10 protein-coding genes, 8 tRNA genes, 1 rRNA gene and 1 riboswitch (1 of these 20 cut by a window edge) are annotated in these 14,095 nt (G+C 45.9%); of the genes, 15 read left to right on the top strand and 4 right to left on the bottom strand.

Features of this window, described 5'->3' with window-relative positions:
• From FXV78_RS08915 to FXV78_RS08955, 9 genes are all read left to right on the top strand, one after another.
• A 23S ribosomal RNA gene (locus FXV78_RS08915) occupies positions 1 to 2,689 on the top strand; it begins 203 nt to the left of the window's first position.
• Between the two features lie 66 nt (positions 2,690 to 2,755).
• Positions 2,756 to 2,827: transfer RNA gene (locus FXV78_RS08920), tRNA-Asn, on the top strand.
• Positions 2,828 to 2,869: 42 nt separating this feature from the next.
• Positions 2,870 to 2,943 (top strand) — tRNA-Ile (locus FXV78_RS08925).
• Positions 2,944 to 3,035: 92 nt separating this feature from the next.
• Positions 3,036 to 3,107 (top strand) — tRNA-Glu (locus tag FXV78_RS08930).
• A 39-nt stretch (positions 3,108 to 3,146) separates the two neighbouring features.
• Positions 3,147 to 3,219 (top strand) — tRNA-Thr (locus FXV78_RS08935).
• 30 nt (positions 3,220 to 3,249) lie between these two features.
• Positions 3,250 to 3,323, top strand: a tRNA-Ile gene (locus tag FXV78_RS08940).
• A 16-nt stretch (positions 3,324 to 3,339) separates the two neighbouring features.
• Positions 3,340 to 3,413 (top strand) — tRNA-Asp (locus tag FXV78_RS08945).
• A 30-nt stretch (positions 3,414 to 3,443) separates the two neighbouring features.
• A tRNA-Val gene (locus FXV78_RS08950) sits at positions 3,444 to 3,516 on the top strand.
• Between the two features lie 19 nt (positions 3,517 to 3,535).
• A tRNA-Leu gene (locus FXV78_RS08955) sits at positions 3,536 to 3,622 on the top strand.
• A gap of 196 nt (positions 3,623 to 3,818) precedes the next feature.
• On the opposite strand, the gene FXV78_RS08960 is transcribed toward FXV78_RS08955, so the two are convergent.
• A complete protein-coding gene (locus FXV78_RS08960) occupies positions 3,819 to 4,004 on the bottom strand; it encodes a hypothetical protein (RefSeq protein ID WP_004843976.1) in 186 nt (61 codons plus the stop codon).
• A gap of 49 nt (positions 4,005 to 4,053) precedes the next feature.
• Complete coding sequence (locus FXV78_RS08965) at positions 4,054 to 4,806, bottom strand: hypothetical protein (RefSeq protein ID WP_004843975.1); 753 nt, start codon at positions 4,804 to 4,806, stop codon at positions 4,054 to 4,056.
• 206 nt (positions 4,807 to 5,012) lie between these two features.
• On the opposite strand from FXV78_RS08965, the gene FXV78_RS08970 reads away from it, so the two are divergent.
• Entirely contained in the window at positions 5,013 to 5,618 is a 606-nt protein-coding gene (locus tag FXV78_RS08970; protein WP_009245083.1) for a TetR/AcrR family transcriptional regulator, read from the top strand.
• Positions 5,619 to 5,650: 32 nt separating this feature from the next.
• Here the strand turns inward: FXV78_RS08970 and FXV78_RS08975 are convergent, their stop codons facing one another.
• Positions 5,651 to 6,538, bottom strand: a complete 888-nt coding sequence (locus FXV78_RS08975) for an RluA family pseudouridine synthase (RefSeq protein WP_039959966.1) — start codon at positions 6,536 to 6,538, stop codon at positions 5,651 to 5,653.
• 162 nt (positions 6,539 to 6,700) lie between these two features.
• Between FXV78_RS08975 and FXV78_RS08980 the strand changes: the two genes are divergently transcribed.
• The 5 genes from FXV78_RS08980 to FXV78_RS09000 all read left to right on the top strand — a co-directional run bounded on the left by FXV78_RS08980 (position 6,701) and on the right by FXV78_RS09000 (position 12,656).
• Positions 6,701 to 8,854 carry a Tex family protein gene (locus FXV78_RS08980; RefSeq protein WP_004843973.1) on the top strand — a complete coding sequence of 718 codons (2,154 nt, stop codon included), beginning with the start codon at positions 6,701 to 6,703 and terminating at the stop codon, positions 8,852 to 8,854.
• A 116-nt stretch (positions 8,855 to 8,970) separates the two neighbouring features.
• On the top strand, positions 8,971 to 10,164 hold the full coding sequence (gene coaBC / locus FXV78_RS08985; RefSeq protein WP_022036988.1) for a bifunctional phosphopantothenoylcysteine decarboxylase/phosphopantothenate--cysteine ligase CoaBC: 1,194 nt from the start codon (positions 8,971 to 8,973) through the stop codon (positions 10,162 to 10,164).
• 74 nt (positions 10,165 to 10,238) lie between these two features.
• Entirely contained in the window at positions 10,239 to 10,931 is a 693-nt protein-coding gene (locus tag FXV78_RS08990; protein ID WP_009245080.1) for an ECF transporter S component, read from the top strand.
• The gene (locus FXV78_RS08995) at positions 10,915 to 11,694 is read left to right on the top strand and encodes a type III pantothenate kinase (protein WP_004843969.1); all 780 of its coding nucleotides are present in this window, start codon (positions 10,915 to 10,917) and stop codon (positions 11,692 to 11,694) included. The genes FXV78_RS08990 and FXV78_RS08995 overlap by 17 nt, the downstream gene beginning before the upstream one ends.
• A gap of 64 nt (positions 11,695 to 11,758) precedes the next feature.
• Positions 11,759 to 11,904, top strand: a riboswitch (FMN riboswitch).
• Between the two features lie 125 nt (positions 11,905 to 12,029).
• Positions 12,030 to 12,656, top strand: a complete 627-nt coding sequence (locus FXV78_RS09000; RefSeq protein WP_004843967.1) for an ECF transporter S component — start codon at positions 12,030 to 12,032, stop codon at positions 12,654 to 12,656.
• 5 nt (positions 12,657 to 12,661) lie between these two features.
• On the opposite strand, the gene FXV78_RS09005 is transcribed toward FXV78_RS09000, so the two are convergent.
• The gene (locus FXV78_RS09005; protein WP_004843966.1) at positions 12,662 to 14,005 is read right to left on the bottom strand and encodes an MATE family efflux transporter; all 1,344 of its coding nucleotides are present in this window, start codon (positions 14,003 to 14,005) and stop codon (positions 12,662 to 12,664) included.
• Positions 14,006 to 14,095 lie beyond the last annotated feature (90 nt).

Below are 14,095 nucleotides of genomic sequence, written 5' to 3' on the forward strand. Positions count from 1 at the left end.
AGTAGCCGGAGGAAGAGAAAACAACATGTGATTCCGTAAGTAGCGGCGAGCGAACGCGGAAGAGCCCAAACCGGAGTGCGTGCACTCCGGGGTTCGGACTGCAGGATTGACGAGTGAGCCTAGTAGAATGGTTTTGGGAAAGCCAGCCAGAGAGGGTGAAAGCCCCGTACACGAAAGGCGAGCGAGCATGGCAGGATCCAGAGTACCACGAGACACGTGAAACCTTGTGGGAATGAGCGGGGACCACCCCGTAAGGCTAAATACTCCTTAGTGACCGATAGCGCATAGTACTGTGAAGGAAAGGTGAAAAGGACCCCGGGAGGGGAGTGAAAGAGAACCTGAAACCATATGTTTACAAGCTGTGGAACATCTTTATATGATGAACCGCGTACTTTTTGTAGAACGGTCCGGCGAGTTACGCTGGCTGGCGAGGTTAAGGGCTGAAGGCCTGGAGCCGAAGGGAAACCGAGTCTGAACAGGGCGAAATAGTCAGTCGGAGTAGACCCGAAACCGGGTGATCTATCCATGTCCAGGTTGAAGTTGCCGTAAAAGGCAATGGAGGACCGAACCCACATCCGTTGAAAAGGGTGGGGATGAGGTGTGGATAGGGGAGAAATTCCAATCGAACCCGGAGATAGCTGGTTCTCCTCGAAATAGCTTTAGGGCTAGCCTCATGCAAGTCTTACGGAGGTAGAGCACTGAATTCCTAAGGGGGCGTCAAAGCTTACCAAGGGATATCAAACTCCGAATGCCGTGTAGATGGTGCATGGGAGTCAGACTATCCGAGATAAGTTGGGTAGTCAAAAGGGAAAGAGCCCAGACCTACAGCTAAGGTCCCAAAATGTGTGTTAAGTGGAAAAGGATGTGGGATTTCGAAGACAACTAGGATGTTGGCTTAGAAGCAGCCATCCATTAAAAGAGTGCGTAATAGCTCACTAGTCGAGAGGTCCTGCGCCGAAAATGTCCGGGGCTGAAACACACTACCGAAGCTTGGGAATTGACGAATGTTAATTGGTAGAGGAGCATTCTTAACGGGGCGAAGCTGTACCGGAAGGAGCAGTGGACTGTTAAGAAGAGAGAATGCCGGAATGAGTAGCGAGAGGAAGGTGAGAATCCTTCCGGCCGAATATCTAAGGTTTCCAGAGTAAAGCTGATCTGCTCTGGGTAAGTCGGGGCCTAAGGCGAGGTCGAAAGACGTAGTCGATGGATAACAGGTAAAGATTCCTGTACTATATCATAACAGAACTGTGGGGACGCAGACAGAGAGCATAAGCCGGGAATGGAAAAACCGGTACAAGCGAGGTAGGAGTGCATCAGGCAAATCCGGTGCACAATCTGAAGACGTGATGTGGGGCGTAAAGCCGGAAGTATGTGAGCTGGCTGCCAAGAAAAGCCGCTATTGTTTATGATATACCCGTACCGTAAACCGACACAGGTGGATGAGGAGAGAATCCTAAGGCCGACGGGAGAAGCATTGTTAAGGAACTCGGCAAAATGACTCCGTAACTTCGGGAGAAGGAGTGCCATGTAAAAGTGGCCGCAGAGAATTGGCCCAAGCAACTGTTTAGCAAAAACACAGGTCTATGCAAAACCGAAAGGTGAGGTATATGGGCTGACGCCTGCCCGGTGCTGGAAGGTTAAGGGGAGAGGTTAGTCGTAAGGCGAAGCTTTGAACTTAAGCCCCAGTAAACGGCGGCCGTAACTATAACGGTCCTAAGGTAGCGAAATTCCTTGTCGGGTAAGTTCCGACCCGCACGAAAGGCGTAATGATTTGGGCACTGTCTCAACAATGCACCCGGTGAAATTGAAATACCAGTGAAGATGCTGGTTACCTGCGCCAGGACGGAAAGACCCCATGGAGCTTTACTCCAGCTTGATACTGGGATTCGATATTGCATGTACAGGATAGGTGGGAGACTGAGAACTGATGACGCCAGTTGTCAGGGAGTCACTGTTGGGATACCACCCTTGTAGTATTGGATTTCTAACCAGCAGCCGTGAACCGGCTGGGGGACAATGTCAGGTGGGGAGTTTGACTGGGGCGGTCGCCTCCGAAAGGGTATCGGAGGCGCTCAAAGGTTCCCTCAGAATGGTTGGAAACCATTCGAAGAGTGCAAAGGCAGAAGGGAGCTTGACTGCGACACCGACGGGTGGAGCAGGTACGAAAGTAGGACTTAGTGATCCGGTGGTATAAAGTGGGATTGCCATCGCTCAACGGATAAAAGCTACCCTGGGGATAACAGGCTTATCACTCCCAAGAGTACACATCGACGGAGTGGTTTGGCACCTCGATGTCGGCTCATCGCATCCTGGGGCTGAAGTAGGTCCCAAGGGTTGGGCTGTTCGCCCATTAAAGCGGTACGCGAGCTGGGTTCAGAACGTCGTGAGACAGTTCGGTCCCTATCCGGCGTGGGCGTAGGATATTTGAGAGGAGCTGCCCTTAGTACGAGAGGACCGGGGTGGACTGGCCGCTGGTGGATCTGTTGTATTACCAAATGCATAGCAGAGTAGCCAAGCCGGGACGGGATAAACGCTGAAGGCATCTAAGCGTGAAGCCCCCCTCAAGATGAGATATCCCATAACGTCAAGTTAGTAAGACCCCTTGAAGACGACGAGGTAGATAGGGCAGAGGTGGAAGTGCGGTAACGCATGGAGCTGACTGTTACTAATAGGTCGAGGGCATAACCAAGCAAGGTGATAGAAAATGGATGATTCTTTGTATGCAGTTTTGAAGGTATACTTCAATGTTTAATATTCCTCGATAGCTCAGTGGTAGAGCATTCGGCTGTTAACCGAAGGGTCGTTGGTTCGAACCCAACTCGGGGAGCTAAGAGCTTCAAGAGAGGCTCTTTTTTAATGACTGGTATGAGGGCTTATAGCTCAGCCGGTTAGAGCGCACGCCTGATAAGCGTGAGGTCGGTGGTTCGAGTCCACTTAAGCCCATACTTTTGAAAAAAAGTAAAAAAATACTTGCAAAAATGAAAGACATATGATATTATTCTTATGTTGAGTCGCTACTAAATGCGATGTAATGAGGCTCCATGGTCAAGCGGTTAAGACATCGCCCTTTCACGGCGGTAACACGGGTTCGATTCCCGTTGGAGTCATTTCAAGTCGATTTGATTTGATATAGGTTAAGGCATTATGCCGATGTGGCTCAATTGGCAGAGCAGCTGATTTGTAATCAGCAGGTTATCGGTTCGAGTCCGATCATCGGCTTTGTTCCTTTAGCGGGACATTATAGAGTGTGGACCTTTAGCTCAGCTGGTTAGAGCAATCGGCTCATAACCGATCGGTCCCGGGTTCAAGTCCCTGAAGGTCCACTTAAATAATGAATATGGCCCAGTGGCTCAGTTGGTTAGAGCGCCGCCCTGTCACGGCGGAGGTCGAGAGTTCGAGTCTCTTCTGGGTCGTTTTAAAAGAAAAAAGAAAATTGTTATTCTGGGATCTTAGCTCAGCTGGGAGAGCATCTGCCTTACAAGCAGAGGGTCACAGGTTCGAGCCCTGTAGGTCCCATTTTCATAAAGCCAGTAATGCCGGCGTGGCGGAACTGGCAGACGCACAGGACTTAAAATCCTGCGGGACTTATACTCCCGTACCGGTTCGATTCCGGTCGCCGGCATTACTGACTTTATGAGAGAAGATGATATCGTAGAATTGTTGTAATAAACAGTTTTGCGATATTTTTGTTTATAAGAAATGATCTTTTATATAGTAAGGATAACTTATTTTGCAACAATAAATTCCCGTCAAGGTTTTTGAGTTATGAAGATCCAGTATCTTGACAGGGATGCTCTTATCAATGTGTGTTGTTCATCTTATTTAATCGCATCTGTTTCAATGACGAATTTTACATTTCCTTCCATATCTTTTGCCTTTCCACTGAAGGTGTCATAGCTGCACTGATCAGAGGTCAGGGATTCTAATCGGTCGAGAATATTGCCTAATTCCTTTTCAACAGTATCTTTCAGTTTACGGGTACCTTGCTCATTAAATTCCTGCATTCCGTCTTTTAATGTGCGGGCGCCATCCTGGAGTTGTGTGATTCCGTCTTTACCTGCTTACTTCCATTTTGCAATATGGTTCCGCCTTTGGAAAGCTCTGTTGTTCCGGAAAGGAGTGTGGAAGCACCGTCTCGAAGTGCAGCACTGTTTGCTGCGAGTGTTCCGATCCGCTGCATAATTGGGAGCCGAGTGTGTTGAGTCCGGAAGCAAGTTCGTCTGTACCGCCCGCCAGAGTATTGATACCGGCAACGAGAGAAGGACTGTTTGCTTTCAATTTGGATGCTCCGTCGAGTAATGTCTGATTGTAGCCGTTCAGTTGTTTAAAGCCGCCGAGTAAGGTGTTAATGCCGTCTGCTGCAGTTGAGAGAGAATCTGTGGATTTGTCCAGAAGTCCCATGTTTTTGGATACGGTGGTCAGTCCTTGATCCAGAACTTTCATACCAGCATTGATTTTGTCCACATTGTCTTTTAACTGAGACATTGCGTTTTCCGGAAGTTTGATGTTAGAGAGTTGATCCAGTTGTTTTTGAATTTCCGGAAGCTTTGTTGATAGTTTTGCAAAAGAGGATTCAATGCTTTCATAAGCAGTGGAAATCTGTGTTATTGTCTGCGTCAGTGCATTGGTATCCAGTGTTGGAAGTTGGACACTGCCTTCGTTTGTAACAGAGGCAAGAGGCTGCAGAGAGCTGCTCAAATTTCCTGCCTGAGCTTGCGCTGCTACCAGTGCTGTGATGGAAGCCTGAAGCTGAGAGGCAAGTTCTGTGTTACCGGAAGCATTTGCCTGGAATTCTGTGCCTGGCAATCCATTTGCCAGTTTTGACCAATGATATCATCCCCTATCTTTTTTCTATACTTCACATTGCAGTGCAAAATGACTAATAGTCAATAATCTGCGAACAAAAAATGAAAAAAGGTCATTTTTATTGACTTTCTAAAAAATTTGCCTGATAATTAAGGATACAGTTGCAGGGATACTGCAAAAGTCAAGAAATACCAGGGGGAATGAAAATGGGAAAGGCAGAAACCAATAAGAAACGAAAGAAGAATGCACTGTTTCAGACGGCGTATGAATTGTTTACGGATAAAGGTTTTGCAAAGACAACCATATCCGATATTGTAAATAAGGCAGGTCTTGCAAAAGGAACATTCTATTTATATTTCAAGGACAAGTACGATCTGCGGGACAGGCTGATTGCATATCAGGCAGGAAAGCTGTTTGAAGATGCACATAAAGAACTGGACAAGAAGGAAATCAACAGCTTTGAGGAAGAGGTTCTGTTTTTGACAGATTACATTATTGGAAGATTTGAAAAACAGCATTCGCTGATGCAATTTATTGCAAAGAACCTGTCCTGGGGCATTTTTAAAAACGCGTTTTCCAGCACAGAGTTTCCGGAGGCACAGGGATTTTACGAACATTATCTGGAGGCATTAAACAAATTTAATGTGAAATGTGAAGAGCCGGAGTTGTTGTTGTTTACGATTATAGAGCTGCTCGGTTCTACAAGTTATAACTGTATTCTTTATAAGCAGCCGGTCACGATGCAGGAATATCTGCCGCATCTGCACCGGATTTTACATCAGCTTTTAATTGCATTTACAGAAGAAGCATAACAGAACAACAGATATAAAGAAAGATCCTGCAGTCAGTTCAGGATCTTTTTCATATCATCGGGAAGAGGAGCAGTAAAATCCATTTTCTGCCCGGTGATGGGATGGAGAAACGTCAGACGATAGGAGTGCAGAGCCTGTCGGGTGATGTATTCCATATCAGGGTTGTACAGATAGTCTCCGACCAGAGGAAAACCGATGTATTTCATATGAATCCGGATCTGATGGGTGCGTCCGGTTCCCAGCCGGAGTGAGACAAGGCTGTGGCCGTTTTTTTCTTCCAGAAACTGATAGTAGGTGACTGCTTTTTCTCCGTGGTCAAAATCTACGGTTCGCTCAATGATGGAACTGTCTTTTCTGCCAAGCGGAGCGGTAATGACACCGGATTCCGGAGTGAGATGTCCGCGCACGATGGCACGGTACTCCCGGTGAATTTCCCGTCTTGCATTCATGGAGGACAGGATCGCGGCGCTGACTACATGTTTGGCAATGATGGTCAGTCCTGAAGTATCACGGTCCAGCCGGTTCACACAGCGGAAGATAAAGGGTTTCTTCTGCTGCTCAAAATACCAGGCGAGTGCATTTGCCAGAGAATTGTAGTAGTTGTTCAAAGAGGGGTGGATCGGCATCCCGGCCTGCTTGTCGATGACGAGAATATCTTCATCCTCATAGACAATATGGATGGGATGTTCTACCGGAGGAACCCGTTCTGAAGATTGCTCTTCTACAATCCGGATCACCAGTTCATCTCCGGATGTCAGGTGGTGTGTCATGTGAACCCATATACCATTTAACAGGACACTTTCTGGTGTCTTTTTTAAATGGGTAATGTTTTTGGCGGAATATCCGCGGTGTCTTAAGTTTTGCTCAATGGTAAATCCGGCATCTTTGTCGGAAATCAAATATGTGATCGTTCGGTTCATAGAATATGTACAGTTCCTTTTTCTTTTTATGATAGCAAAGAATCGAAGGAGCGTAAATCTTTTTTGTAGTTTCAAAACAGAAACCTGTGTTATAATAGCACCAGTTATTCGATTTTTCATGAGGGCAAGGGAAAAAATAATAACAAAAGTGAGGAAAACAACATGGATATTAATCAAAAATTGACAGAAGAACTGGAAGTAAAGCGCTGGCAAGTAGATGCAGCTGTAAAATTGATTGATGAAGGGAATACGATCCCGTTTATTTCAAGATATCGAAAAGAAGCAACAGGATCTCTCAATGATGAACAGCTGCGGAAATTGCACGAGCGTCTTGTGTATTTGAGAAATCTGGAAGAGAAAAAAGAGCAGGTACTTTCCAGCATTGAAGAACAGGGAAAACTGACAGAGGAATTGAAAAGTCAGATCCTGGAAGCAGGGACACTTGTCGTGGTGGAAGATCTGTATCGTCCGTATCGTCCGAAGAGAAGAACACGGGCAACGATCGCAAAAGAAAAAGGCCTGGAGCCTTTGGCGGCAGTGATTATCCTCCAGAAGCTGAAAATGCCGCTTTTAGAAGAAGCTGAAAAATATGTATCGGAAGAAAAGGGTGTGGTCTGCGCAGAAGATGCAATTGCCGGAGCAAAAGATATCATTGCAGAATCAATTTCGGATGAGGCAGACTACAGAAGCTGGATTCGAAAGATCACCATGAAAAAAGGAAAATTGATCTCCACGGCAAAAGATCCGGAAGCAGAGTCGGTTTATGAAATGTATTATGAATTCGAAGAACCATTGTCAAAGCTGGCAGGACACCGCATTCTTGCGCTGAACAGGGGAGAAAAAGAAAAGATCCTGACAGTGAAGATTGAGGCACCGGAGGAAGAGATTCTTGGCTATCTGGAAAAACAGATATTTCACGGAAAGAATCTAGATACAGAGCAGGCACTCAAAGAAGCGGTGGAAGACAGCTATAAGCGTCTGATCGGTCCGGCGATTGAAAGAGAAATCCGCAGTGATCTGACAGAAAAAGCAGAAAATGGAGCAATCGAAGTATTTGGGAAAAATCTGCATCAGCTTTTGATGCAGCCGCCGATCACAGGCCAGGTAGTACTTGGATGGGACCCGGCATTCCGTACAGGATGTAAGCTTGCTGTGGTAGATCCGACCGGAAAAGTATTGGGAACGACTGTCATTTATCCGACTGCCCCGACGACTCCTGCAAAGATCAAAGCATCGAAAGATTTATTGAAAAAGATCATTCCGAAATATCATATTACGTTGATTTCGCTTGGAAACGGAACAGCATCCAGGGAGTCCGAGCAGTTTATTGTGGAGCTGTTAAAAGAGATTCCGGAGAAAGTGCAGTATGTGATCGTCAATGAGGCTGGAGCATCCGTGTATTCAGCCAGCAAACTGGCAAGCGAAGAATTTCCGAAGTTTGATGTGGGACAGAGAAGTGCGGCATCCATTGCAAGAAGGCTGCAGGATCCGCTTGCGGAACTGGTGAAGATCGAGCCACAGTCCATCGGCGTGGGACAGTATCAGCATGATATGAATCAGAAAAAGCTGGGTGAATCACTGAGCGGAGTTGTGGAAGACTGTGTAAATAAGGTAGGTGTTGATCTGAATACCGCATCAGCGCCTCTGCTTTCCTATATTTCCGGGATTTCCGGTGCAATCGCCAAAAACATTGTGGCATATCGGGAGGAAAACGGAAAGTTCCAGGATCGTAAAGATCTGTTGAAGGTCGCAAAGCTGGGGCCGAAAGCATTTGAACAATGTGCCGGATTCATGCGCATTCAGGGCGGGAAAAATCCGCTGGATGCCACAGGGGTTCATCCGGAGTCTTATGGAGCGACAGAAAAACTACTGGAGAGACAGGGATTTACGCTGGAGGATGTGGCAGGAGGGAATCTGTCCGGTTTGTCCAAAACAGTTAAAGATTACAAAAAGCTGTCTCAAGAGCTGGAAATCGGAGAAATCACACTCCGTGATATTGTAAAAGAGCTGGAAAAACCTGCAAGAGATCCGAGAGATGAGATGCCAAAACCGATCCTTCGTACGGATGTGCTGGATATGAAAGATCTGAAAGAAGGGATGATCCTAAAAGGAACTGTTCGAAATGTCATTGATTTTGGAGTCTTTGTGGACATCGGGGTACATCAGGATGGACTGGTACACATTTCCCAGATTACAGACAAGTATATCAAGCATCCGCTGGAGGCTGTCAGTGTGGGAGATATCGTTGATGTGAAAGTGATGAGTGTGGATCTGAAGAAGAAACGAATTCAGCTGACCATGCGTGGAATTTCTTAAAAAGGCGGGAGTTGACGTTTAAGAATTGCAATTTGCAGAATAATCCCATATAATGGAACAGAAACTGAGTATACCCGAATCTCGGGATGCTACAAAACAGGAAAAGGGGGATTTTTATGCTGAAAGGCAAAACAGTAGTACTTGCGGTGTCCGGAAGTATTGCTGCGTACAAGATCGCATCGCTTGCCAGTGCACTGAAAAAGCTGCATGCCAATGTGCAGGTACTGATGACCAAAAACGCGGTTAATTTTATCAATCCGATCACATTTGAGTCTTTGACAGGGAACAAATGTCTGGTGGATACGTTTGACCGGAATTTTCAGTACAGTGTAGAGCACGTGGCACTTGCCAAGCAGGCGGATGTGGTTTTAGTGGCACCGGCCAGTGCCAATGTGATCGGAAAGATCGCGCACGGGATCGCAGATGATATGCTGACGACGACAGTTATGGCATGTAAGTGTAAAAAGATCATTGCACCGGCAATGAACACAAACATGTTCGATAATCCGATCCTGCAGGACAATCTTAAAATTCTGGAACACTATGGATATGAGGTGATCAGTCCGGCAGTGGGATACCTCGCATGCGGGGATACCGGAGCCGGGAAGATGCCCGAGCCGGAGCTGCTGTTACAGTACATTTTAAGAGAAATCGCATATGAAAAAGATATGCAGGGTAAACGGGTGCTGGTGACGGCAGGTCCGACACAGGAATCGATCGATCCGGTCAGATTTATTACCAATCATTCCACCGGAAAGATGGGATATGCGATTGCAAAAATGTGTATGCTGCGCGGAGCAGAAGTGACGCTGGTAAGTGGTCCGACATCCATTGCAAAACCGGAATTTGTTCACGTGGTGGACGTGGTAACAGCAAAAGAGATGTACGAAGAGGTCACAAAGAGGGCCAAAGATCAGGACATTATCATCAAAGCAGCTGCAGTGGCAGATTACCGGCCAAAATCAGTGAGCAGTGAAAAGATGAAAAAGAAGGACGATGATCTGGCGATTCCAATGGAGCGTACAGATGATATCCTGAAGTTTCTGGGAGAGCATAAAAAAGAGCATCAGTTTTTATGCGGTTTTTCCATGGAGACGGAGAATATGCTGGAGAATTCCAGAAAAAAACTGGAAAAGAAGCATCTTGACATGATCGTGGCAAACAATCTGAAGGTAGAAGGGGCAGGATTTGCCGGAGATACCAATGTGGTGACGATCATTACCGGGCAGGAGGAAGTTTCACTCGGAAAAATGACGAAAGAGGAGACAGCCTTAAGGATCCTGGACGAAATTTTAAAAGCAACAAATTAATATGGAGACAGAATAAAAATTCTGTGCAAATCAGTATTGTATCTCGAAAGAGAATGATAACAAGGAGGCAATTTATGAATCAGACAACAAACAAAACACAGACAACAGGCAGCAGTGTGCGCACACGGCATATGGTACAGACGGCAATTTTTGGAGTTATTATTGTAATCATGGCGTTCACCCCTTTTCTCGGATATATCCCGCTGGGATTTACAAGAGCAACGATTATCCATATTCCGGTGATTCTGGCATCTCTTTTGATGGGACCAAAGACGGGAGCTCTGCTGGGACTGCTGTTTGGACTGACCAGCTTTATTAATAATACAGTGAATCCGACCGTGACTTCTTTTGTATTTACCCCATTTTACAGTATGGGAGAATTCAGCGGAGGGATCGGCAGCGTGATCATCTGTTTTGTTCCGCGTATTCTGACAGGAGTCGTTCCGCATTATATTTACAAATTGGTGAAAAAATGCAGCAAATCAACAGGTGTTTCCAAAATCGGACTGATTTTGGCGGGAGTAGGCGGTTCACTGACAAATACATTGTTGGTTATGAATTTGATTTATCTGTTTTTTAAGGATACGTATGCGGCGGCAAATGGAGTTGCGGTGAAAGCGGTTTATGGATTTATTCTGTCGATCATCGGAATCAACGGAGTTCCGGAGGCGATTGTTGCAGGAGTGCTCACGGCATTGATCGGAAGAACGCTGATGAAGAAAAATATGAAAGAAAGACTGGGATTTACACATGGTTTTAGCGATTGATATCGGAAATACAAATATAGTGATCGGATGTATTCAGAACAAGGAGTGTCTGTTTGTAGAAAGGCTCTCAACCGTTCATCAGAAAACAGAAATCGAGTATGCGATCGACATTAAGACAGTTCTGGATATTTATCATATTGATGTGGAGCAGATCGAGGGGGGAATTATTTCCTCGGTTGTACCACAGGTGACCAATGCAGCGAAACTGGCGCTGGAAAAAATTTTGAAAAAAAATGTAATGGTCGTGGGAGCCGGAGTAAAGACCGGACTGAATATCCGGATGGACAACCCTTCTTCAGTGGGAAGCGATCTGATTGTGGGAGCTGTTGCAGGTGTGGCACAGTATCCGGTACCGTTGATCATTTTTGATCTGGGTACGGCCAATACAGTTTGTGTGATCGATAAAAACAAAGACTATATCGGCGGGATGATCTATCCGGGAATTCAGGTGTCCGTGGATTCTCTGACTGCAAATGCATCTCAGTTGAGCGGGATCAGTCTGGAAGCACCGAAACAGATCATCGGGAAAAATACGGTAGACTGTATGAAGAGCGGCGTAATCTACAGTAGTGCATCGGCAATGGATGGCATTATTGATCGTATGGAAGAAGCTCTCGGAGAAAAAGCAACTGTAGTGGCAACCGGTGGACTTGCGAAAAAAATAGTACCTCATTGTAAACGGGAAATTACATTGGATGATGACCTTCTGTTAAAAGGGCTGGCGATCATATACGATAAAAACGTGAGTACGAACAGAAAATAATCAAATTTACAGAAATTACTTGAATTGCATGCCAGAAAGCACTATAATGGGGTGCAGATAAGAAATAAATCTTCGGGGTCGGGTGTAAGTCCCAACTGGCGGTAAAGTCCGCGACCTGTTTTCTGCTAAGAGTGGAGGATGGCTGAACCGGTGATCTGCAGATCAGAAATTCCGGTACCAACAGTAAAGTCTGGATGAAAGAAGATGTATGTGCAAAAAGGCAAGAGAGAGACCCTGGATTTTTTGATCCGGGGTCTGTTTTTGTCTTGGCACACAATCCGGAAGGTTTTCTTTCTTTATCAAAATTTTGATGTATTTTGAAGGAGAGAAAAAACATGAGTACACAAACAAACACAGCAGAGAAGAGTACACAGAAAATAGGTGCAAGAACACTGGCGCTTGTCGGAATGCTTTCCGCAGTTGCAGTGGTGTTGATGACATTCGACATTCCGCTTCCGTTTGCACCCACATTTTACAAGATTGATTTCAGTGAAGTACCGGTTCTGATTGGATGTTTTACAATGGGACCGCTTGCGGGTGTGGGAATTGAGCTGATCAAAAATCTGCTGCATATTGTTATCAGCGGAACTCAGACAGCGGGAGTTGGAGAGGTAGCCAACTTTCTGATCGGATGTGCATTTATTGTGCCGGCAGGATTGATCTACCATAAAAAGCATACAAGAACAGGTGCGTTGATCGGTATGGCATCAGGCACGGTATTGATGACGGTGATCGGAGGACTGATGAATGCATATGTATTGCTTCCGGTGTATGCCAAAGCATTTGGAATGCCGCTGAATGCTCTGGTAGAGATGGGAACAGCGATCAATGCAAAGATTACAAGTGTCTCAACACTGATCCTGTTTGCAGTGACACCGTTTAATCTTCTGAAAGGTGTGCTGGTGTCATTGATCGTATTTTTAATCTATAAGAAGATCAGTCCGATTTTTCGGATGAAGTAGAAAAATCAGGAAAACTTTTTCTGTTTATACAGATAATACCCAATAAAAAACAGTGCTGTCAAAAGCCAGGTGACCGGATAGCTGAAGATGATCGCAGAAATTGTCGGAGAAATCTTCAGCACGCCGATCAGCCAGGCGATTCGCATCACGCAGATACCAAGCAGCGTGATGATCACCGGCACGATGACATCACCGACTCCGCGCAGTGCACCGGCAAGTACTTCGATGAATACATATACAATGTACCAGGGAGTGATCAGGACAAGCATCTCACATCCGATCTGGATGACGGTCTCATCATTTGTAAACAGGCTGAACAAAATTTTTCTGGCTGCGATCAGGAAAATAACCAATACAGCGGATATCAGTGCGTCCATGATCAGGCAGACACGGGTACTCTTGCGGATCCGGTCCAGTTTTCCGGCGCCGTAGTTCTGACCCACAAAAGTAGTGATGGAGATTCCAAAGGCAGTGCTTACCATCCAGAAGATCGCATCCAGTTTTCCGTAGGCAGACCAGGCGGCAGAAGTATCTGTTCCAAAGGTGTTGACTGCGGATTGAATGGCGATATTGGTAATGGCAAACAGGATTGCTTCGAATCCGGTAGGAAGTCCAAGCTTCAACTGATTTTTCAGGACCGATCCGTGGAACCGGATGCGGGAGAAGGAAAGCTTTAACATTCCCTCCGAACGAAGAAGCTTGCGTGTCACGAGCAGGGCGCTGAATGCCTGGGAGATCAAGGTTGCAACGGCGACTCCCAGCACGCCCATGTGGAAAGCGACTACAAACAATACATCAAGTATGATGTTCAGCAGGCAGCAGGCAATCAGATAATAAAGCGGACGTTTGGAATCTCCCACGGCGCGCAGAATACTGGAACCCATATTATATAGGAAAACAAAAATAATACCTGCAAAATAAATCCGGAGATAGATCACGGAGTCCTGCATGATCTCATCGGGGGTGTTCATCAGTCGGAGCATAGATGGTGTAGCGAAAAATCCGATGATTCCGAGCAGGATTCCTCCCACGATGGAGATTGCATAGGCATTGTGAAGTCCGTCACTGGCAGCATGTTCATTTCTCGCACCGAAGTACTGGGCGATCAAAACAGAAGCACCCGAAGACAGACCGGTAAAAAAGCCCACGATCAGAGCCACGATCTGTGCAGAGGAACCGCCCACACTGGCAAGTGCTGCTTTTCCGACAAATTGTCCGACAATGACAGTATCAATGGTGTTGTATAGTTGTTGAAAAAAGGTTCCGAGCAAAATCGGAAAGAAGAACAATAGAAGTTGTTTCCAGATCACACCCTCGGTAATCTGATTTATCGGTTGTTTTTGTGTCATAATAATCCCCTTACTCTTAAAATAATCAAGTTGATAAACTCTCTCTTATGTAAAGAATATCAGATTTTACAAACGTTTAACAGAGAAAAA

Origin of the sequence: Mediterraneibacter gnavus ATCC 29149 (assembly GCF_008121495.1) — a bacterium.
GTDB lineage: Bacteria > Bacillota > Clostridia > Lachnospirales > Lachnospiraceae > Mediterraneibacter > Mediterraneibacter gnavus.

Bases quoted from the DNA above. Each gene is read 5' to 3' on its own strand.
- FXV78_RS08960 (WP_004843976.1), bottom strand. From the start codon at position 4,004: ATGCAGGAATTTAATGAGCAAGGTACCCGTAAACTGAAAGATACTGTT.
- FXV78_RS09005 (WP_004843966.1), bottom strand. From the start codon at position 14,005: ATGACACAAAAACAACCGATAAATCAGATTACCGAGGGTGTGATCTGG.
- FXV78_RS08995 (WP_004843969.1), top strand. From the start codon at position 10,915: ATGGTTTTAGCGATTGATATCGGAAATACAAATATAGTGATCGGATGT.
- FXV78_RS08975 (WP_039959966.1), bottom strand. From the start codon at position 6,538: ATGAACCGAACGATCACATATTTGATTTCCGACAAAGATGCCGGATTT.
- coaBC (WP_022036988.1), top strand. From the start codon at position 8,971: ATGCTGAAAGGCAAAACAGTAGTACTTGCGGTGTCCGGAAGTATTGCT.
- FXV78_RS08980 (WP_004843973.1), top strand. From the start codon at position 6,701: ATGGATATTAATCAAAAATTGACAGAAGAACTGGAAGTAAAGCGCTGG.
- FXV78_RS09000 (WP_004843967.1), top strand. From the start codon at position 12,030: ATGAGTACACAAACAAACACAGCAGAGAAGAGTACACAGAAAATAGGT.
- FXV78_RS08990 (WP_009245080.1), top strand. From the start codon at position 10,239: ATGAATCAGACAACAAACAAAACACAGACAACAGGCAGCAGTGTGCGC.
- FXV78_RS08970 (WP_009245083.1), top strand. From the start codon at position 5,013: ATGGGAAAGGCAGAAACCAATAAGAAACGAAAGAAGAATGCACTGTTT.